This is a genomic window from Streptomyces rubiginosohelvolus, from assembly GCF_014649875.1.
Lineage (GTDB): Bacteria > Actinomycetota > Actinomycetes > Streptomycetales > Streptomycetaceae > Streptomyces > Streptomyces rubiginosohelvolus.
Genome location: NZ_BMTW01000014.1, coordinates 115,307 through 134,453, shown reverse-complemented (window position 1 = coordinate 134,453; position 19,147 = coordinate 115,307). Strand labels below are relative to the sequence as shown.

General features: G+C 70.6%; 15 protein-coding genes. 1 reads left to right on the top strand and 14 read right to left on the bottom strand.

Features of this window, described 5'->3' with window-relative positions; genetic code table 11:
* Positions 1-666 carry a TraR/DksA family transcriptional regulator gene (locus IE134_RS26540; protein ID WP_030718989.1) on the bottom strand — a complete coding sequence of 222 codons (666 nt, stop codon included), beginning with the start codon at positions 664-666 and terminating at the stop codon, positions 1-3.
* A gap of 564 nt (positions 667-1,230) precedes the next feature.
* Between IE134_RS26540 and ileS the strand changes: the two genes are divergently transcribed.
* Positions 1,231-4,374 carry an isoleucine--tRNA ligase gene (gene ileS, locus IE134_RS26535; RefSeq protein ID WP_098019082.1) on the top strand — a complete coding sequence of 1,048 codons (3,144 nt, stop codon included), beginning with the start codon at positions 1,231-1,233 and terminating at the stop codon, positions 4,372-4,374.
* A gap of 337 nt (positions 4,375-4,711) precedes the next feature.
* Here the strand turns inward: ileS and IE134_RS26530 are convergent, their stop codons facing one another.
* The 13 genes from IE134_RS26530 to IE134_RS26470 form a co-directional block, all read right to left on the bottom strand.
* Complete coding sequence (locus IE134_RS26530; protein WP_098019079.1) at positions 4,712-5,857, bottom strand: DivIVA domain-containing protein; 1,146 nt, start codon at positions 5,855-5,857, stop codon at positions 4,712-4,714.
* A gap of 49 nt (positions 5,858-5,906) precedes the next feature.
* Complete coding sequence (locus IE134_RS26525) at positions 5,907-6,191, bottom strand: YggT family protein (protein WP_018486626.1); 285 nt, start codon at positions 6,189-6,191, stop codon at positions 5,907-5,909.
* 91 nt (positions 6,192-6,282) lie between these two features.
* Positions 6,283-6,924 (bottom strand): cell division protein SepF, encoded by a 642-nt coding sequence (locus IE134_RS26520; RefSeq protein ID WP_189431940.1) that lies wholly within the window; start codon positions 6,922-6,924, stop codon positions 6,283-6,285.
* A gap of 125 nt (positions 6,925-7,049) precedes the next feature.
* Positions 7,050-7,769, bottom strand: coding sequence for a YggS family pyridoxal phosphate-dependent enzyme (locus IE134_RS26515; RefSeq protein ID WP_030718981.1), 720 nt, complete (start codon positions 7,767-7,769; stop codon positions 7,050-7,052).
* A gap of 3 nt (positions 7,770-7,772) precedes the next feature.
* Entirely contained in the window at positions 7,773-8,516 is a 744-nt protein-coding gene (gene pgeF, locus IE134_RS26510) for a peptidoglycan editing factor PgeF (protein ID WP_030718978.1), read from the bottom strand.
* The gene (gene ftsZ / locus IE134_RS26505; protein WP_030718975.1) at positions 8,513-9,736 is read right to left on the bottom strand and encodes a cell division protein FtsZ; all 1,224 of its coding nucleotides are present in this window, start codon (positions 9,734-9,736) and stop codon (positions 8,513-8,515) included. The genes pgeF and ftsZ overlap by 4 nt, the downstream gene beginning before the upstream one ends.
* Positions 9,737-10,012: 276 nt before the next feature.
* Positions 10,013-10,807, bottom strand: a complete 795-nt coding sequence (locus IE134_RS26500; protein WP_030718972.1) for a cell division protein FtsQ/DivIB — start codon at positions 10,805-10,807, stop codon at positions 10,013-10,015.
* 62 nt (positions 10,808-10,869) lie between these two features.
* A complete protein-coding gene (gene murG, locus IE134_RS26495) occupies positions 10,870-11,958 on the bottom strand; it encodes an undecaprenyldiphospho-muramoylpentapeptide beta-N-acetylglucosaminyltransferase (RefSeq protein WP_030718970.1) in 1,089 nt (362 codons plus the stop codon).
* 6 nt (positions 11,959-11,964) lie between these two features.
* Positions 11,965-13,410, bottom strand: coding sequence for a putative lipid II flippase FtsW (ftsW, locus tag IE134_RS26490; RefSeq protein ID WP_179892639.1), 1,446 nt, complete (start codon positions 13,408-13,410; stop codon positions 11,965-11,967).
* A gap of 64 nt (positions 13,411-13,474) precedes the next feature.
* On the bottom strand, positions 13,475-14,917 hold the full coding sequence (gene murD, locus IE134_RS26485; RefSeq protein WP_189431938.1) for a UDP-N-acetylmuramoyl-L-alanine--D-glutamate ligase: 1,443 nt from the start codon (positions 14,915-14,917) through the stop codon (positions 13,475-13,477).
* Positions 14,899-15,969 (bottom strand): phospho-N-acetylmuramoyl-pentapeptide-transferase, encoded by a 1,071-nt coding sequence (gene mraY / locus IE134_RS26480; RefSeq protein WP_030718955.1) that lies wholly within the window; start codon positions 15,967-15,969, stop codon positions 14,899-14,901. Before mraY ends, murD begins: the two co-directional genes overlap by 19 nt.
* Entirely contained in the window at positions 15,966-17,387 is a 1,422-nt protein-coding gene (locus IE134_RS26475) for a UDP-N-acetylmuramoyl-tripeptide--D-alanyl-D-alanine ligase (protein ID WP_030718952.1), read from the bottom strand. Before IE134_RS26475 ends, mraY begins: the two co-directional genes overlap by 4 nt.
* A gap of 4 nt (positions 17,388-17,391) precedes the next feature.
* A complete protein-coding gene (locus IE134_RS26470; protein ID WP_030718949.1) occupies positions 17,392-19,107 on the bottom strand; it encodes a UDP-N-acetylmuramoyl-L-alanyl-D-glutamate--2,6-diaminopimelate ligase in 1,716 nt (571 codons plus the stop codon).
* Positions 19,108-19,147: the final 40 nt, after the last annotated feature.

Below are 19,147 nucleotides of genomic sequence, written 5' to 3'. Positions count from 1 at the left end.
TCAGCCGCGCCGCTCCTGCTTCTGCTTGTCCTCGACGCACAGGGTGGCCCGGGGGAATGCCTGCATGCGCGCCTTGCCGATCGGCTTGCCGCAGATCTCGCAGAGCCCGTACGTCCCCGCCTCCAGCCGGGCGAGGGCCCGCTCGGTCTGCTCCAGCATCTCCTGGGCGTTGGCGGCGAGCGACAGCTCGTGCTCGCGGGTGATGTTCTTGGTGCCGGTGTCGGCCTCGTCGTCGCCCGCGCCGTCGCCGGAGTCCCGCATCAGCCCGGCGAGGGCCGCGCCGGAGGCCTCCAGCTCACTGCGGAGCCGCAGGATCTCGCTGGTCAGCACGGTGCGGGCCTCGGTGACCTCCTCGGGCGTCCAGGGGTCCTCCCCGGGCCGGACGGCCAGCTCGTCCGGGGCGGCGGCACGGGCGGGCGGCACGGGGGCCGTGGCCTGTGCGCCTGCTGCGGGACGACTCGCGCTCTTCTTGGCTACCACCGTGGGGGCTCCCGTCTGCTCGGCGGCCCGGGCCGCCTCCGTGGCCGCCGGTGCGGCCGTTTTCGCGGTCTTCTTGGCGGTGCTCTTCTTGGCGGCGGGCTTGTCGCCGGCCGCCGCCTTCTTGGCCGCGGTCTTCTTGGCGGCGGCCTTCTTCACCGTCTTCTTCGCTGCCTTCTTCGCCACCATGGCCGCGGCCCCTTCACATATTGTGATCTTGCTCGCGAGTCGTGCTGGGACGATAAATCGACTCCAGCCCCGCGGCAACGGGGCACGCCGCCCTCTCCCCTCCCCCGTGTCCGGTCGTGGCGCGCCTGCCTCCGTTGTTCCCAGCTCCCCGCCCGGTAATCCGGCCCCCGCGCCCCGCCGGGAAGTGCTTCTACCCCGTCCCGCCACTCGGGTCACGCCCCCGCGCCCCCGATAAACCGGTCGGCCGTCGCCCGTACGGGCCCGTACACTGGCCCCAGCGAGAGGCATCGACGGGACGAGTAGCGCCGTACGCAGCCAGCAGCGACCCGGGGACGGTGGGAGCCCGGGGGCGAGCGCGATGTGAAGATCACCCCTGAGCCGCCGGAAGAACGCCTTGGACACGTGGGCCACTCCCACGGGCACCCAGGCCACTAGACCCGGCATCGCGACCCCAATGAGGGGGCCACGGGCTGCGCCCGGGGCCAAGGAGGGTGGTACCGCGGGAGCCGAGACGCTCTCGTCCCTCCGACGGAAGTGGAAGACATCCGCCGGAGGAAGCCGCACATGACATCGCCGCAGTACCGCCAGGTACCCGCCCAGGTCGACCTGCCCGCGCTGGAGCACGCCGTGCTCGACTTCTGGCGGGAGAACAAGGTCTTCGCCAAGAGCCTCGACCAGTCCGAGGGCCGCCCCGAGTGGGTCTTCTACGAGGGCCCGCCCACCGCCAACGGCATGCCGGGCGCCCACCACATCGAGGCCCGCGTCTTCAAGGACGTCTTCCCCCGCTTCCGCACCATGCAGGGCTACCACGTCGGCCGGAAGGCCGGCTGGGACTGTCACGGCCTGCCCGTCGAGCTCGCGGTGGAGAAGGAGCTGGGCTTCAACGGCAAGAAGGACATCGAGGCGTTCGGCATCGCCGAGTTCAACGCCAAGTGCCGTGACTCGGTGACCCGGCACACCGACGCGTTCGCCGAGCTGACGACCCGCATGGGCTACTGGGTCGACCTGGACGACGCCTACCGCACGATGGACCCGGAGTACGTGGACTCCGTGTGGTGGTCGCTCAAGGAGATCTTCAACAAGGACCTGCTGGTCCAGGACCACCGGGTCGCCCCCTGGTGCCCCCGCTGCGGCACGGGCCTGTCCGACCACGAGCTGGCCCAGGGCTACGAGACGGTCGTCGACCCGTCGGTCTTCGTCCGCTTCCCCCTGACCTCCGGCCCGCTGGCCGGCGAGGCGGCGCTCCTGGTCTGGACGACCACGCCGTGGACCCTGGTCTCCAACACGGCGGTCGCCGCGCACCCCGAGGTCCGCTACGTCGTCGCGACGGACGGCGAGGAGAAGCTCGTCGTCGCCGAGCCGCTGGTGGAGAAGGCGCTGGGCGAGGGCTGGGAGGTGACGGGCCAGTCGTTCACCGGCGCGGAGATGGAGCGCTGGGCCTACGAGCGCCCCTTCACCCTCGTCGACTTCCCGGCCGAGGCGCACTACGTGGTCAACGCCGAGTACGTCACGACCGAGGACGGTACGGGTCTGGTCCACCAGTCCCCCGCGTTCGGCGCCGACGACCTTCAGGTCTGCCGTGCGTACGGCCTCCCGGTGGTCAACCCGGTCCGCCCGGACGGGACCTTCGAAGAGGATCTCCCCCTCGTCGGCGGCGTCTTCTTCAAGAAGGCCGACGAAGCGCTCACCGCGGACCTGGACGCGCGGGGCAAGCTCTTCCGCCATGTCCCGTACGAGCACAGCTACCCGCACTGCTGGCGCTGCCACACGGCGCTGCTCTACTACGCGCAGCCGTCGTGGTACATCAGGACGACGGCCATCAAGGACCGTCTTCTCGAAGAGAACGAGAAGACCAACTGGTTCCCGGACTCGGTCAAGAACGGCCGCTTCGGCGACTGGCTGAACAACAACGTCGACTGGGCGCTGTCCCGTAACCGCTACTGGGGCACGCCGCTGCCGATCTGGCGCTGCGAGGACGACCACCTGACGTGCGTCGGCTCGCGAGCCGAACTGACGGAGCTGACGGGCCGGGACCAGTCGTCCCTGGACCCCCACCGCCCGTTCATCGACGAGATCACCTTCACCTGCACGCACGAGAACTGCCAGCTGGAGGCGTACCGCGTCCCGGAGGTCATCGACGCCTGGTACGACTCGGGTTCGATGCCGTTCGCGCAGTGGGGCTACCCGTACAAGAACAAGGAGATCTTCGAGAGCCGCTACCCGGCGCAGTTCATCTCGGAGGCCATCGACCAGACCCGCGGCTGGTTCTACACGATGATGGCGGTCGGCACGCTGGTCTTCGACAAGTCGTCGTACGAGAACGTGGTCTGCCTCGGCCACATCCTCGCCGAGGACGGCCGCAAGATGTCCAAGCACCTGGGCAACATCCTCCAGCCGATCCCGCTGATGGACCAGCACGGGGCGGACGCGGTGCGGTGGTTCATGGCCGCGGGCGGCTCCCCCTGGGCGGCACGCCGGGTGGGCCACGGCACGATCCAGGAGGTCGTCCGCAAGACGCTCCTGACGTACTGGAACACGGTGGCTTTCCAGGCCCTGTACGCACGTACCTCGTCCTGGGCCCCGTCGGCGGCCGACCCGGCCCCGGCGGACCGCACGGTCCTGGACCGCTGGCTGCTGAGCGAACTCAACGCGCTGGTCGACCAGATGACCGTCGCGATGGAGAGCTACGACACCCAGCGCGCCGGCAAGCTGCTCTCGGCGTTCGTGGACGACCTCTCCAACTGGTACGTACGCCGCTCGCGCCGCCGCTTCTGGCAGGGCGACAAGGCGGCGCTGCGCACGCTGCACGAGGTCGTCGAGACGGTGACCCGGCTGATGGCCCCGCTGGTCCCGTTCATCACTGAGCGGGTGTGGCAGGACCTGATCACGCCGGTCACGCCGGACGCCCCGGAGTCGGTGCACCTGGCGTCGTGGCCCAAGGCGGAGGTTTCGGCGATCGACCCGACCCTCTCCTCCCAGATGGCGCTGGTGCGCCGCCTGGTGGAGCTGGGCCGCGCGACGCGCGCCGAGTCGGGCGTGAAGACGCGCCAGCCGCTGTCGCGCGCGCTGGTGGCGGCGGCGGGCTTCGACGCCCTCTCCCCCGAGTTGCGCGCCCAGATCACGGAAGAGCTGAACGTCACATCGCTGGCCTCGCTCTCCGAGGTGGGCGGCTCGCTGGTCGACACGACGGCGAAGGCGAACTTCCGGGCGCTGGGCAAGCGGTTCGGCAAGGGCGTGCAGGCGGTGGCCAAGGCGGTCGCGAACGCGGACGCGGCCGCGCTCTCCCTCGCCCTGCGCGAAGGCACGGCGTCGGTGGAGGTGGAGGGCGAGCGGATCACGCTCTCCCCCGACGAGGTGATCATCACGGAGACCCCGCGCGAAGGCTGGTCGGTCGCGTCGGACTCGGGCGCGACGGTGGCCCTGGACCTGGAGATCACTCCCGAGCTGCGCCGGGCGGGCCTGGCCCGTGACGCGATCCGCCTGATCCAGGAGGCCCGCAAGAACAGCGGCCTGGACGTGGCGGACCGCATCGCCGTCCGCTGGACGACGACGTCCCCCGCAACGGCGGAGGCCCTCACGGAGCACGCCCCCCTGATCTCCGAGGAGGTCCTGGCCGTGGACTACGCGGAGGGCGAGGCGGACGAGACGTACGGCACCCCGTTCGAGGACGAGGGCCTGGGGCTGACGTTCCGCCTGCGCAAGCGGTAGGGGTAGCCCGCACCAAGGGGAAGGGCCCGCCGGGAAGAATTCCGGCGGGCCCTTCCGCATCCCCGCGCCTCAATCGCCGGCGGGGCTCAAAGATGTCCTCAATCGCCGGACGGGCTGGATGTACCCTCCCGCACCCGAGAAGCCGAGGCCGGGCATTTTCAGCCCCTCCGGCGTTTGAGGAGCGGGGTCCGGGGCGGAGCCCCGAAACCCAGCCCGCCCGGCGCTTGAGGGCAAAGGGGCCCGGGCCCCCGCCCACGGCAAAGGGCCGGGCCCCGGGAAATCCCGGGGCCCGGCCCTCAGCCTGCCGACGGCTACGCGCTCAACGAGCGCGCACCGATCAGTTGTCGTCCTCGTCGATCAGGAACCCACGCATCGGCGAAGGAGCCTGCTGCATCGGCTGCGGCGCCTGCGGCCGCACCGGCGCCATCGGCTGCGTCATGGCCGGCGACATCTGCTGCTGGCCACCGTAGGACGGTCCGCTGCCCATCGACTGACCGCCACCCATCTGCTGGCCGCCATGGCCACCGTGGGTGGAGCCGCCCATGGAGTGACCCATCGCACCCGCACCGGCCGGAGCCAGCGAGGGGGACGGCGGCAGCGAAGCGGCGGCCGGCGTCCGCGGCGGGGCGAGCGAGTCGTCCGCCTGGGTCTCCAGCTGGCGCAGCTGGCTCTCCAGGTAGGACTTCAGCCGCGTACGGTACTCGCGCTCGAAGCCACGCAGGTCCTCGACCTTGCGCTCCAGCGTCGCGCGGGCCGACTCCAGCGAGCCCATCGCCACGCGGTGCTTCTCCTGCGCGTCCCGCTCCAGGGCGTCGGCCTTGGCGCGCGCGTCGCGCTCCAGGCCCTCGGCACGGCTGCGCGCCTCGCCGACGATCTTGTTGGCCTCGGAACGGGCCTCCGCGATCGCCTGGTCGGCGGTCTGCTGCGCGAGCGAGAGGACACGGGCGGCGCTGTCGCCACCGGGGCCCTGCCCCTGCTGCTGCATCTGCGGCGGCTGCATCTGCTGCATCTGCTGCTGGGGGTGCTGACCCATGGGGCCGCCCATCGGGCCACCCATGGGACCGCCCTGCATCGGGCCGGGGCCGTGCGGGCCCTGCGGACCGGGACCGTGGCCACCCTGGGGGCCGTGGCCACTGGGACCTGCGGGCAGCTGCGGCGCACCACCGGGCAGCTGGGGCGGACCCATCTGCGGGGGCTGCTGCTGCGGCGGTCCAGATATGGCGGCGGGAACGGGCGCACCGGGGCGGTCCTGCTGCTCCGGGGGCTTGCGCATACCCTGCTGCTGTTGCTGCTGCTGGTTCTGCGCGGCGGCGCGCGTCGCAGCGGCCAGTTTGGCGCGCAGGTCCTCGTTCTCACGGAGCAGACGGGTCAGCTCCGATTCGACCTCGTCGAGAAAGGCATCGACCTCGTCCTCGTCATAGCCTTCTCGGAGGCGGACGGTCGTGAACTGCTTGTTCCGCACGTCCTCGGGGGTCAACGGCATCTCTTCTTCACCTCTACGTAGTCGTCGGCAGTCGGCAAGACCGTATCGCTCACAACCTGATCACAACGCTGATCAGGATGTAGACGATGATCATCAGAACGAAGAAGGACAGGTCGAGTGCCACGCCCCCGAGACGCAGCGGCGGAATGAACCGCCGCAGAAGCTTGAGCGGTGGATCGGTGACAGTGTAGGTGGCCTCAAGTACGACCACCATCGCCTTGCCGGGTTGCCATGAACGTGCGAACTGGAAGACATAGTCCATGACCAGCCGGAAGATCAGCACGATGAGGAAACACATCAGCGCGATATAGACCACATCCAGTGCGACGCCCATGTCTCGCGCTTCCCTCTCCCCTGGCTCTCGTCAGCTCCGGCCTCGCGGCCGGCACCGGCCTCTCGGCCGGGTCGTTCCCGGTGTCGTGTTCTCAGCTCTGGTTGAAGAATCCGCCCTCTGCGATGCGGGCCTTGTCCTCCGCCGTGACATCGACGTTAGCAGGCGACAACAGGAACACCTTCTGCGTCACGCGTTCAATGCTGCCATGGAGACCGAAGACGAGTCCCGCGGCAAAGTCGACAAGTCGCTTCGCGTCCGTATCGTCCATCTCCGTGAGATTCATGATCACCGGAGTGCCCTCACGGAAGTGTTCCCCGATGGTACGGGCCTCGTTGTAGGTCCTGGGGTGCAGCGTGGTGATGCGGTACGGCTCCCGCTCGGACACGACCTTGGGCATGATCACCGGTGCGTTCTTCTCCATGTTCGGACGTTCAGGTGTGATGGATGCCACGGGTGCGATCCGGGCGGGTCGCACGCTTTCCGGTGGGAGCTGAACCGGCTCTCGCTGGGCGGGTGGTTGTACCACTCGTACCGGTTCGTCCCTTTCGCGCTCACGCTCTCGGTCGCGCTCCCGTTCCCGCTCCACCTGGTGCGGGGGCTGGTGCCGCCGCCGGTCGCGCTCGGGCTCCGGCTCAGGTTCGAATTCGTCATCGGGGTCGAACCCCGGGCCGTCGTACCCATCGTCCTCCACGAGGCCGAGGTAGACCGCCATCTTGCGCATCGCGCCGGCCATGCTCCGAGTCCTCCGCTCTGTGGTGGATCGGCATTCGTCACCAAGTGCCAGCGATCCACTGTGGCCTGCCCGCTAGAAGTGGGAATGACCATATTTTCTGCTGTGGTCCGACTTGCTTCGCGACGTTACCCGAGCCGGGGTCGGACTCCGAGTACCGCCGTACCGACGCGTACATGTGTCGCTCCGGCCGCCACCGCGTCCTCCAGGTCCCCGCTCATACCTGCGGAGACCATGTTCGCAGCCGGATGACCGGCGCGCAGGCGGGATGAGATTTCCATCAACCGGTCGAACGCGGCCCGTTGCCGGCCGGCGTACTCCCCGGCCAGCGGCGCGACGGTCATCAGCCCGTCGAGCCGGAGTCCGGGAGCCGCGTCGACCGCGGCCGCCAACTCCTCGACCCCGTCAGGCGCGACGCCGCCGCGCTCACCGCGCTCGCCGCTCTCCGCGTCCAGGGCGACCTGGATCAGACAGCCGAGTTCACGATCCCCGCGCACCGCGGCGGCGGAGAGGGCGGTGACCAGCTTGGCGCGGTCCACCGACTGCACCACATCGGCATAACTGGTCACGGAGCGAACCTTGTTCGTCTGCAATTGTCCGACAAAGTGCCATGTCAGCGAAAGATCCGCACAAGCGGTGGCCTTGGGGGCGGCGTCCTGGTCACGATTCTCCGCGACATGGCGCACGCCGAGCTGATGCAGGATCCGCACATCGCTCGCGGGGTAGGTCTTGGTGACCACGACCAGGGTCACTTCCTCCCGCTTGCGCCCCGCGGCGGCACAGGCGGAGACGATCCTTTCCTCCACCTGTGCGAGATTCGCCGCGAGTTCTGCCTTACGGTCCGTCATGCCCTATCCGTCCAACCAGACATATCCGGCGAGCCGCCCGGTGGTGCGGTCGCGGCGGTACGAGAAGTGGTCGCCCGATTCCCGGGTGCAGTACGGCGAGGAGTGCCGGTCCGTCACGCCGAGGGCGGCGAGCTGGGCGTGGACTCCGCCGGTGACGTCCACCGCCGGGGTTCCCCAGCTGGTTTCGGACCAGGTGCCGGGGACGGTCTCGGCGACCTCGGCCCGCATCACCTCCGGCACTTCGTAGCACCGTCCGCAGACGGCCGGTCCGGTGTGCGCGATGATCCGGGAGGGGTGTGCGCCGAGTGCGGCCATGGCCTCGACCGCCGCCGGAACGACTCCGGCGACCAGTCCCGGCCGCCCGGCGTGCGCCGCCCCGACGACTCCGGCGACCGGGTCGGCGAGCAGGACGGGGGTGCAGTCGGCGGTGAGGACCGCGAGCGGCAGCCCGCGCCGGGCGGTCACCACCGCGTCCACGGCCGGAATCTCCACGCCCGCACCCCAGGGTCCGTCCACCACCGCGACGTCCCGGCCGTGCACCTGGTTCATCCAGACGACGAGCGCCGGGTCGATACCGAGATCGCGCGCGGCACGCTCCCGGTTCGCGCCGACGGCGGCGGGGTCGTCTCCGACCGCGCCGCCGAGGTTGAGTTCGCCGTACGGAGCGGCGCTCACTCCGCCCCACCGGTCGGTGAAGGCGAAGTGAGCGCTGCCCGTGACGGTTGCCGCCAGGTGCTGATCTATCACTTCAAGAAGTCCGGTACGTCCAGCTCTTCGGCCTGGGTGTCCTGGTAGGGACGGGCCGGCGGGACGTGCGGCGGAGAGACGGGCGGCAGCGCGCTCTCGCTCGAAGCCGACGCGGGGGCGGGCTCGGCCGGGGCCGGGCTCTCCTCGCGCGGGGGTACGGAACCGAGTCCGCCGGACGGGCGCGCGGCCTCGGGGGCGGACCTGGCCGGGGCGGCCGGCTCCTCGCGCTTGGTGCTGTTCGCACCGAGGACGTTCTCCCGGCGGGCCGGCGGCTGTCCGCCGTCGAAGCCCGCGGCGATCACGGTGACCCGGACCTCGTCGCCCAGGGCGTCGTCGATGACGGCGCCGAAGATGATGTTGGCCTCGGGGTGGGCCGCCTCGCTCACCAGCTGCGCGGCCTCGTTGATCTCGAAGAGACCGAGGTCGCTGCCGCCGGAGATGGAGAGCAGGACCCCGCGGGCGCCGTCGATGGAGGCTTCCAGGAGGGGCGAGGAGATCGCCATCTCCGCCGCCGCCACCGCGCGGTCGTCGCCGCGCGCCGAGCCGATGCCCATGAGCGCCGATCCGGCCTCGGACATGACCGACTTGACGTCGGCGAAGTCGAGGTTGATCAGGCCCGGGGTGGTGATGAGGTCGGTGATGCCCTGGACACCCGAGAGCAGCACCTGGTCGGCCGACTTGAACGCGTCGAGCACGCTGACCTGACGGTCCGAGATGGACAGCAGGCGGTCGTTGGGGATGACGATGAGGGTGTCGACCTCTTCGCGGAGCTCGGCGATGCCGTCCTCCGCCTGGTTCGCGCGCCGCCGGCCCTCGAAGGTGAACGGGCGGGTGACCACGCCGATCGTCAGGGCGCCCAGCGAGCGCGCGATGTTGGCGACGACGGGTGCGCCGCCGGTGCCGGTGCCGCCGCCTTCGCCGGCGGTGACGAAGACCATGTCGGCCCCCTTGAGGACCTCCTCGATCTCCTCACGGTGGTCCTCTGCCGCCTTACGACCGACGGCCGGGTTCGCCCCGGCGCCGAGGCCCCGGGTGAGTTCGCGGCCGACGTCGAGCTTGACGTCGGCGTCGCTCATCAACAGGGCCTGTGCGTCCGTGTTGATCGCGATGAACTCGACGCCCTTGAGGCCGACCTCGATCATTCGGTTGATGGCATTGACACCACCGCCGCCGACACCGATGACCTTGATGACTGCGAGGTAGTTCTGCGGTGCTGCCACGTCGAAGGCCTCTCGCCTCGAGTTACGTGTCGTCGCTCTGCGGTGGCCCCGCGGCGACGACTGATGTCGATGGGGACGGTCCGAACGCCGACCCAAACCCTAACGTTCAAGTTTAGGGTTACCAGTGTGTCTGCTTCCTGGACTCTTCCGAACAGGACACTAAGTCGACAAGTGGCGCACGTTCAACGAACACGCCGAACCTCCCGTTTTTCTTTTCACCCTATGTGATCACCCGTAGCGCTGACCAACCAGGGGGCTGGCCAGCACAAATGCCCGTCAACTGCCCGATACCGCCGGGGCGGTGGGAGCGGTAACGTCGAACTGTCCCGCTTTGGGCTCAGCCTTCATGAGCGCGGAGAGGATGAGTGCCTTCGCCGCGCCGTCCTCGCCGCTGCCCCAGATCACCTCGCGGTCCCGGGTGAGCCGCAGGGAGATCGCGTCGAACGAGGTGACCCGGACGACCTCGGTATCCTTGGCGACCGCCGCCGGAAGGTCGCCGGTGACCCGCACCGCCTCCCGCAACAGACGGTCACCGCCGAAGCGGCGGAGGCTCGCGGACGGTTCGGGCTTCAGCTCCAGCAGGGGCACGCCCTTCGGCGCCCGGTCCACGGTGGCGAAGCGCACGCCCTTGGCGTCCACTTCCACGAACTTCCCGCCCTTTTCGACCAGAAGGACCGGCTTTCGCTCCGTCACCTTAAGGCCGATTCCGTTCGGCCAGGACCGAACGACATCAACTCTGTCGATACGAGGCAACTTCTGGCGCAACCGGCGTTCCATCGCGTCGGTGTCCACGGAGACCAGCGGGGCGCCGACCGGCGTCGCGGCAACCGCTTCCACCTCTTCGCGGGTCAGGACCTCGACGCCGCTCGTGGTGACCTTCTCGACGCGGAACCAGGAGGAGCCGTAGAGCGCCCAGATCGCGAACGCGGTGAGCAGGGCGGCCGCGGCGCCGATCAGGATCAGCAGGGCACGGCGGCTGATCCGGGGCCCCTCGGGGCCGATGTGCGGCGGGCGGGCGGAGGTGTCCGCCCGCCCGAGTGCGCCGCGCTGGGCGGTCGTCGGTCCGGCCACGCTCGCTCCTTCGCCGGACCCGGGACAGCCGCCCCGGGTCCGCACCGCATCGCGCCGTACGCCTAGCGGCGCGCGGCAATCGCTTCGTACACCATGCCGACGAGCAGGTCGTCGGCGTCGCGCCGGCCGAACTCGGCGGCGGCGCGGGACATTTCGTACAGCCGGTGGGGGTCCGACAGCACCGGCAGGACGTTGGACTGCACCCACTCCGGGGTGAGCGCCGCGTCGTCGACCAGCAGGCCGCCGCCGGCGTTGACCACCGGCTGGGCGTTGAGCCGCTGTTCGCCGTTGCCGATGGGCAGCGGGACGTAGGCGGCGGGGAGCCCGACGGCGGAGAGTTCGGCGACGGTCATCGCGCCCGCGCGGCAGAGCATCATGTCGGCCGCGGCGTACGCGAGATCCATCCGGTCCACGTACGGTACCGGGATGTAGGGCGGCATCCCGGGCATGTTGTCGATGCGCGGCAATTCGTTCTTCGGGCCCACCACATGGAGGATCTGGATCCCCGAGCGCTGGAGCAGCGGCGCGACCCGCTGGACCACCTCGTTGAGGTGGCGCGCGCCCTGCGAGCCGCCGGAGACCAGCAGCGTGGGCAGGTTGGGGTCGAGGCCGAAGGCGGCGCGGGCCTCGGGGCGGACCCGGGCGCGGTCCAGGGTGGCGATGGTGCGGCGCAGCGGGATGCCGATGTAGCGGGCGCCGCGCAGCTTGCTGTCCGGGGTGGAGACGGCGACCCCGTGGGCGTACCGCGAGCCGATCTTGTTGGCCAGGCCCGGGCGGGCGTTGGCCTCGTGGACGACGATCGGTACGCCGACGCGCTTGGCGGCCAGGTAGCCGGGCAGGGCCACATAGCCGCCGAAGCCGACCACGCAGTCCGCCTTGGTGCGCTCCAGGATCTGCTCGGCGGCCTTGATGGTGCCGCGCAGCCGGCCCGGGACGGTGATCAGTTCGGGCGTGGGCTTACGCGGCAGCGGGACCGCGGGGATGAGCGCCAGCTCGTACCCCCGCTCGGGCACGAGCCTGGTCTCCAGTCCGCGTTCCGTGCCGAGGGCAGTGATTCCCACGGTCGGGTCCTGCCTGCGCAGGGCGTCTGCGAGGGCAAGCGCGGGCTCGATGTGTCCGGCGGTCCCCCCGCCGGCGAGTACGACATGCACCGAAATTCACCGCTCTCCGGACGAACGCTTCTTGACGCGCCGTCTCATCGTCTTCCATCTCACCCCGGGCTTCCGCATGGCCAGGGCCGCCTTCGCCGCGGGGTCCTCCCGTGCGAAGGCGATCATCAGCCCGACCGCGAACATCGTCGGCAGCAGGGCCGATCCCCCGTAGGAGAACAGCGGGAGCGGAACCCCGGCGATCGGCAACAGGCCGAGCACCGCACCGATGTTGATCACGGCCTGGGCCGTGATCCACGTGGTCACGCCTCCCGCGGCATACCGTACGAAGGGGTCCTCCGTGCGTCCGGCCACGCGGATACCCGCATAGCCTAGAGCCGCGAAGAGGGCGAGCACGGACAGCGTCCCCGCCAGACCCAGTTCCTCACCGGTGATCGCGAAGATGAAGTCGGTGTGGGGTTCCGGGAGTTGGCCCCATTTTTCCACACTCGCACCCAGCCCGGAACCGAACCATCCGCCGGACGCCAGAGCATAGATTCCGTGGGCGGCCTGCCAGCAGCCGCCCTCCGGATCGGGTTCACTGACGCCCATGCAGGCGAGCCGGGACATCCGGTTGGGGCTGGTCCTGATCAGCAGGAACGCGAGGACGGCGGCGAAGCCGAGGACCCCGGCGAAGAGGCGGGTGGGGGCGCCGGCCAACCAGAGCAGACCGAACAGGATCGCCGTGAGAATGATCGCGGTTCCCATGTCGCCGCCGAGCATGATCAGTCCGAGCAGCATGAAGGCGACCGGGACGAGCGGCACGAGCATGTGCTTCCACTGCGTCAGCAACCGCTTGTCCTGTTTGCGGGCCAGCAGGTCCGCCCCCCACAGGATGAGGGCCAGCTTGCCGAACTCACTGGGCTGGAGCTGGAACGGGCCGCCCAGGTAGAGCCAGTTCTGGTTGCCGTTGACCGACATCCCTATCCCCGGCACCTGGACCAGGACCATCAGGAAGACGGTGACCATCAGTATCGGGTAGGCGAGCCCCCGGTGGAGCTTCACCGGCATCCGGGCGGCGATCAGCATCAGCCCGCCCCCGATGACGGCGGCGAGGAACTGCTTGCCGAAGAAGTACGTCGCGGGCTTGCTGATGTCCAGCGCCTTGATCATCGAGGCGGAGTAGACCATCACCAGGCCCAGCACGGTGATCAGGAGGCTGGAGCCGAGAATCACGTAGTAGGCGGTCAGGGGCCGGTCCCAGGCCCGCCGCGCCCGCTCGTAGGCCCGGCGCGGTCCGCCGCCGCGTCCGGTGCGCGGGGTACGGGAGCCGGACCCGCCGCGTCCGGAGCCGCGGGGTGTCTCGGGGCGCCGGGCGCCGGTGGCGAGCCGCCCGCGCAGGGCGAGCCCGGGGGGCAGGGGTACGCCGGCGGGGGCGGGCGCCGCGGTGAGAGGGCGGGGTACCGAGGCCCGTGCGCTCTCCCGCCGTACGGCGAATCTCTCGTCGGCCGGCATTGTCGCTGTCCCCTCCACTGCTCGTGCCCGGGGCCCGTGACCCCGGGCGCGGAGGCCCGGTCGGTCAGGCGCTCTCGTCGGCGCGTGCGCGGACCGCGTCCGCGAACGCCTCGCCCCGCTTGTTGTAGTTGGTGAACATGTCCATCGAGGCACAGGCCGGGGCCAGCAGTACCGTATCGCCCGGCCGGGCGAGCTCGGCGGCCCGCGCGACCGCTTCGGACATCGCCCCAGTGTCGGTCCGTTCGAGGTCGACCACCGGGACCTCCGGGGCGTGTCGCGTCAGGGCTTCGTGGATCAGGGCGCGGTCGGCGCCCATCAGCACGACGCCGCGCAGCCGCTTCGCCGCGCCGGTGACCAGCTCGTCGAAGGTGGCGCCCTTGGCGAGGCCGCCCGCGATCCAGACGATGGAGTCGTAGGCGGCCAGCGAGGCCTCGGTGGCGTGGGTGTTGGTGGCCTTGGAGTCGTCCACGTAGGCGACTTCGCCGATGTCCGCGACGTGTTCGATGCGGTGGGCGTCGGGCCGGAAGGCGCGCAGCCCGTCCCGTACGGCGGCCGGCTCCACACCGAAGGCGCGGGCGAGGGCGGCGGCCGCGAGGGCGTTGGCGATGTTGTGCGGGGCGGGCGGGTTGACGTCGGAGACCTCGGCCAGTTCCTGGGCCTGCTTCTGGCGGTTGGCGACGAACGCCCGGTCGACGAGGATGCCGTCGACCACGCCGAGCTGGGAGGGGCCGGGGGCGCCGAGGGTGAAGCCGATGGCGCGGCAGCCCTCCTCGACGTCGGCCTCGCGGACCAGGTCCTCGGTGGCCGGGTCGGCGACGTTGTAGACGCAGGCCACGGTGTTGCCCTCGTAGACCCGGCCCTTGTCGGCGGCGTACGCCTCCATCGAGCCGTGCCAGTCGAGGTGGTCGGGGGCCAGGTTGAGGACGGCGGCGGAGTGGGCGCGCAGGGAGGGCGCCCAGTGCAGCTGGTAGCTGGAGAGCTCGACGGCGAGGACGTCGTACTCCGTATCGCCGAGCACCGCGTCCAGCAGCGATACGCCGATGTTGCCGACGGCCGCGGTGCGCAGGCCCGCCGCCTCCAGGATGGAGGCCAGCATGCGTACGGTCGTGGTCTTGCCGTTGGTGCCGGTGACCGCGAGCCAGGGGGCGGCCTTCCTGCCGTTGTCGCCGCGCAGGCGCCAGGCCAGTTCGACGTCGCCCCAGACCGGGACGCCCGCCTCGGCGGCAGCCAGGAAGAGCGGCTTGTCCGGCTGCCAGCCGGGGGCGGTGACGATGAGTTCCGTGGACGGCGGCAGGGTGGCGCCGTCGCCGAGGCGCACGGTGATGCCGAGCGCCTCCAGTTCGGCCGCCTGCGCGCGGGCGCGTTCGTCGTCGCCGTCGTTGACGACGGTGACGTGTGCGCCGCGCTCGTGCAGGGCGCGGGCCGCGGGGATTCCGCTGACGCCGAGCCCGGCGACGGTGACGTGCTTGCCCTGCCAGTCCACGGTGCTCACTTCTTGGCTGCCCATCCCGCGTAGAAGAGGCCGAGTCCGACGATCACGCACATGCCCTGGATGATCCAGAAGCGGACCACGACAAGGACTTCGGACCACCCCTTGAGTTCGAAGTGGTGCTGGAGCGGCGCCATGCGGAACACGCGCTTGCCGGTCATCTTGAACGAACCGACCTGGATGACCACGGACATGGTGATCATCACGAAGAGGCCGCCGAGGATGGCGAGCAGGAACTCGGTGCGGGACAGGATCGCGAGGCCCGCGAGCGCGCCGCCGAGGGCGAGCGAGCCGGTGTCACCCATGAAGATCTTGGCGGGCGAGGTGTTCCACCACAGGAAGCCGAAGCAGGCGCCCATCAGGGCCGCTGCGACGACGGCGAGGTCCAGCGGGTCACGTACCTCGAAACAGGCGCTGGGGTTGGTCAGGTTGTCCGCGTTGGCGCAGGACTCCTGGAACTGCCAGAGGCCGATGAAGGTGTAGGCGCCGAAGACCATCACGGAGGCGCCGGTGGCCAGACCGTCGAGGCCGTCGGTGAGGTTCACGCCGTTGGACATGGCGAGGATCATGAACAGCGCCCAGACGCAGAACAGCACCGGGCCGATCGACCAGCCGAAGTCCTCGACGAACGAGAGCCGGGTGGAGGCCGGGGTGTAGTTCATGGAGTTGGGGAACTGGAGCGAGAGCACCGCGAACGCGATGCCGACGATCAGCTGTCCGGCCATCTTCGCCTTGGCCCGCAGACCGAGCGAACGCTGCTTGACGATCTTGATGTAGTCGTCGAGGAAGCCGACGAGGCCCATGCCCGCCATGAGGAAGAGCACGAGGAGGCCGGAGTAGCGGATGTCCTCACCCGTGATGATCTTCGCGAGGAGGTACGCGATGATCGTCGCCAGGATGAAGGCGATGCCGCCCATCGTGGGCGTGCCCTTCTTGCTGCCGTGGGTGCGCGGGCCGTCGTCCCGGATGAACTGCCCGTAGCCCTTGCGGGCCAGCAGCTTGATCAGCAGCGGGGTACCGACCAGGGTCAGGAAGAGCCCGATGGCCCCCGCGAAGAGGATCTGCCTCATCGGCCGGCGACCTCGCCCTCGGTCGAGTTCTCCAGCAGTGCCTGGGCGACCTTCTCCAGGCCGACCGACCGGGACGCCTTCACCAGCACGACGTCTCCCGGGCGCAGTTCACTGCGCAACAGGTCGACGGCCGCCTGCGCGTCGGACACGTGCACCGACTCCTCACCCCACGAACCCTCGTTATATGCGCCCAGTTGCAGCCAGGAGGCTTCTGTCCCCCCGACAGCGACGAGCTTGCTGACGTTGAGCCGGACGGCGAGCCGTCCGACCGCGTCGTGCTCGGCGAGCGACGCGTCACCGAGCTCGGCCATCTGACCGAGCACCGCCCAGGTGCGTCCCCCGTCGGCCCCTCGGGCCTGGCCCATGGCGGCCAGCGCACGCAGTGCGGCTCTCATGGATTCGGGGTTCGCGTTGTAGGCGTCGTTGACAACCGTCACACCGTCCCCGCGCTCGGTGACCTCCATGCGCCAGCGGGAGAGGGTGCCCGCCTCCGAGAGCGCATCGGCGATCTCGGTCACGGACATGCCCAACTCATGGGCGACGGCGGCCGCGGCGAGCGCGTTCGACACGTGGTGCTCACCGTACAGGCGCATGGTCACGTCGCTGCACCCGGTGGGTGTGTGGAGCTCGAACGCGGGCCGCCCGTCGGGGGTCATCCGGACCTTCTCGCCCCGTACGTCCGCTTCGGGGGCTTCTCCGAAGAGCAGGACGCGGGCCTTGGTGCGCGAGGCCATGGCGCGGACGAGCGGGTCGTCGGCGTTGAGCACGGCGCAGCCGTCCTCGGGCAGGCCCTCGACCATCTCGCCCTTGGCCTGGGCGATGGCCTCCCGGCTGCCGAACTCGCCGAGGTGCGCGGAGCCGACGTTGAGGACCAGGCCGACCCGGGGCGGGGTCAGCTCGGTGAGGTAGCGGATGTGGCCGATGCCGCGGGCGCCCATCTCCAGGACCAGGTGCTCGGTCTCGGCGGTGGCGCTCAGGGCGGTGAGCGGCAGCCCGATCTCGTTGTTGAGGGAGCCGGGCGTCCAGACGGTCGGGCCGTGGCGCTGGAGGAGCTGCGCGATCAGATCCTTGGTGGACGTCTTGCCGGCCGAGCCGGTGAGGGCGACGACGCTGGTGCCGAGGCGTTCGACGGCGGCCCGGGCGAGGGCCCCGAGCGCGCCGACGACATCGTCCACGACGATCGCCGGAACGCCGACGGGGCGGGCCGCCAGCACGGCTGCCGCGCCCGCCTCGACGGCGCGCTGGGCGTAGTCGTGGCCGTCGACCCGTTCGCCGGCGAACGCGGCGAACAGGCTGCCGGGCGCGACCTCGCGGGAGTCGATGACGACGGGTCCGGTCACGGTGACTGCCGGGTCCGGTATGTCGTGCGGCTGCCCGCCGACGATTTCGGCGATCTCGGCGAGGGAAAGGGTGATCACTTGGTCATCCCTGACTGTTGTTCTCGTGGTGAGGGGCACGGTCGGCGCCGGGGTGCGCCAGGGACCGCTCGATGGCTGTGTGCAGGACCTTGCGGTCGTCGAAGGCGCGGACCACTCCGTGGACGTCCTGGCCCTGCTCGTGGCCCTTGCCCGCCACCAGGACGGTGTCGCCCGGTTCGGCGCGGGCGACGGCGGCGGCGATGGCGGCGGCCCGGTCGGCGTCGACCAGGACGTCGCCGCGTTCGTGGACGGGTACCTCGGCGGCGCCGGAGAGCATCGCGGCGAGGATCGCGAGGGGGTCCTCGGAGCGGGGGTTGTCGGAGGTCAGGACGGCGGTGTCGGCGAGCCGGGCCGCAGCGGCGCCCATCGGGCCGCGTTTGGTGGTGTCGCGGTCGCCGCCGCAGCCGAGGACGATGTGCACCTTGCCCTCGGTGACCTTGCGCAGGGAGCGCAGGACGGACTCGACGGCGTCGGTCTTGTGCGCGTAGTCGACGACGGCGAGGTAGGGCTGTCCGGCGTCCACCCGCTCCAGCCGGCCCGGGACCCCGGGGACGGCGGCGACCCCGTCGGCGGCGATCTGCGGGTCGACGCCCGCGACGGCCAGCGTGACGATCGCGGCGAGGGTGTTGGCGACGTTGAACGGGCCGGGCAGCGGGGCACGGGCGGTGATCCGCTCGCCCTTGGGGCCGACGGCGGTGAAGGTGCTGTCCTGCGGTCCGACCTCGACGTCCTCGGCGTGCCAGTCGGCGTCCGGGTGGCCCTCGGCGGAGAAGGTGGTGACGGGGACGCCGGACTCGGTGATGAGCCTGCGGCCGTACTCGTCGTCGAAGTTGACCACGCCGCGGTGGCTGCGCTCGGGGGTGAAGAGCTGGGCCTTGGCCTGGAAGTAGTCCTCCATGCCGGAGTGGAACTCCATGTGCTCCGGGCTGAGGTTGTTGAAGACGGCGACGTCGAAGACGCAGCCGTCGACCCGGCCGAGCACGAGGGCGTGGCTGGAGACCTCCATCGCGACGGCCTCGACGCCGCGTTCGCGCATGACGGCGAACAGGGCCTGGAGGTCGGTGGCTTCGGGGGTGGTGCGCTCGGACTTGATGCGCTCGTCGCCGATCCGCATCTCGACCGTGCCGATCAGCCCGGTGGGGCGTCCGGCGGCGCGCAGCCCGCCCTCGACGAGGTACGCGGTGGTGGTCTTGCCGGAGGTTCCGGTGATGCCGATCTGGAGCAGGCCGATGCCGGGCCGCCCGTAGATGTCGGCGGCCAGCTCGCCCATCACGGCCCGCGGGTTCTCGGTGACCAGGACCGGGAGGCCGGTGGCGGCGGCGCGTTCGGCGCCGCTGGGGTCGGTGAGGACGGCGACGGCACCCAGGCCCGCGGCCTGGGCCGCGAAGTCGGCGCCGTGCATACGGGCGCCGGGCAGGGCCGCGTACACGTCGCCGGGCCGCACGGCACGCGAGTCGTGCGTGATGCCGGTGACGTCACCGCTCCCGGCGGTCTCGACGCCGAGCCGGTCGGCCAGCTCGCCGAGAGGGGTGGGCCGGAGCCGGTCCGGTCGGGGCGCTCCCGGGTAGGTCACAGGCGCGTCCTTCTGAGAGGTTTGGGACTGATCAGCGTGGGGCACGGCGGTGAGCGTACCGGGCCGGTGCGGGCTCTCGCGAAGCGAGGGACCCTGGTTCCGGCGGTTCTCGTTCCGGTTCCCGGGGTCGGGGGTGATCGTTGTCACTGAGGGTTCCCTTGGAGGAGATGCTCGCGCATCCCCGTGT

Excerpts from the sequence above, each read along its gene's own strand:
- IE134_RS26520 (WP_189431940.1), bottom strand. The coding sequence starts at position 6,924 with ATGGCCGGCGCGATGCGCAAGATGGCGGTCTACCTCGGCCTCGTGGAG.
- IE134_RS26540 (WP_030718989.1), bottom strand. The coding sequence starts at position 666 with ATGGTGGCGAAGAAGGCAGCGAAGAAGACGGTGAAGAAGGCCGCCGCC.
- ileS (WP_098019082.1), top strand. The coding sequence starts at position 1,231 with ATGACATCGCCGCAGTACCGCCAGGTACCCGCCCAGGTCGACCTGCCC.
- IE134_RS26515 (WP_030718981.1), bottom strand. The coding sequence starts at position 7,769 with ATGACGGACCGTAAGGCAGAACTCGCGGCGAATCTCGCACAGGTGGAG.
- mraY (WP_030718955.1), bottom strand. The coding sequence starts at position 15,969 with ATGAGGCAGATCCTCTTCGCGGGGGCCATCGGGCTCTTCCTGACCCTG.
- IE134_RS26530 (WP_098019079.1), bottom strand. The coding sequence starts at position 5,857 with ATGCCGTTGACCCCCGAGGACGTGCGGAACAAGCAGTTCACGACCGTC.
- murD (WP_189431938.1), bottom strand. The coding sequence starts at position 14,917 with ATGGGCAGCCAAGAAGTGAGCACCGTGGACTGGCAGGGCAAGCACGTC.
- ftsW (WP_179892639.1), bottom strand. The coding sequence starts at position 13,410 with ATGCCGGCCGACGAGAGATTCGCCGTACGGCGGGAGAGCGCACGGGCC.
- IE134_RS26525 (WP_018486626.1), bottom strand. The coding sequence starts at position 6,191 with ATGGGCGTCGCACTGGATGTGGTCTATATCGCGCTGATGTGTTTCCTC.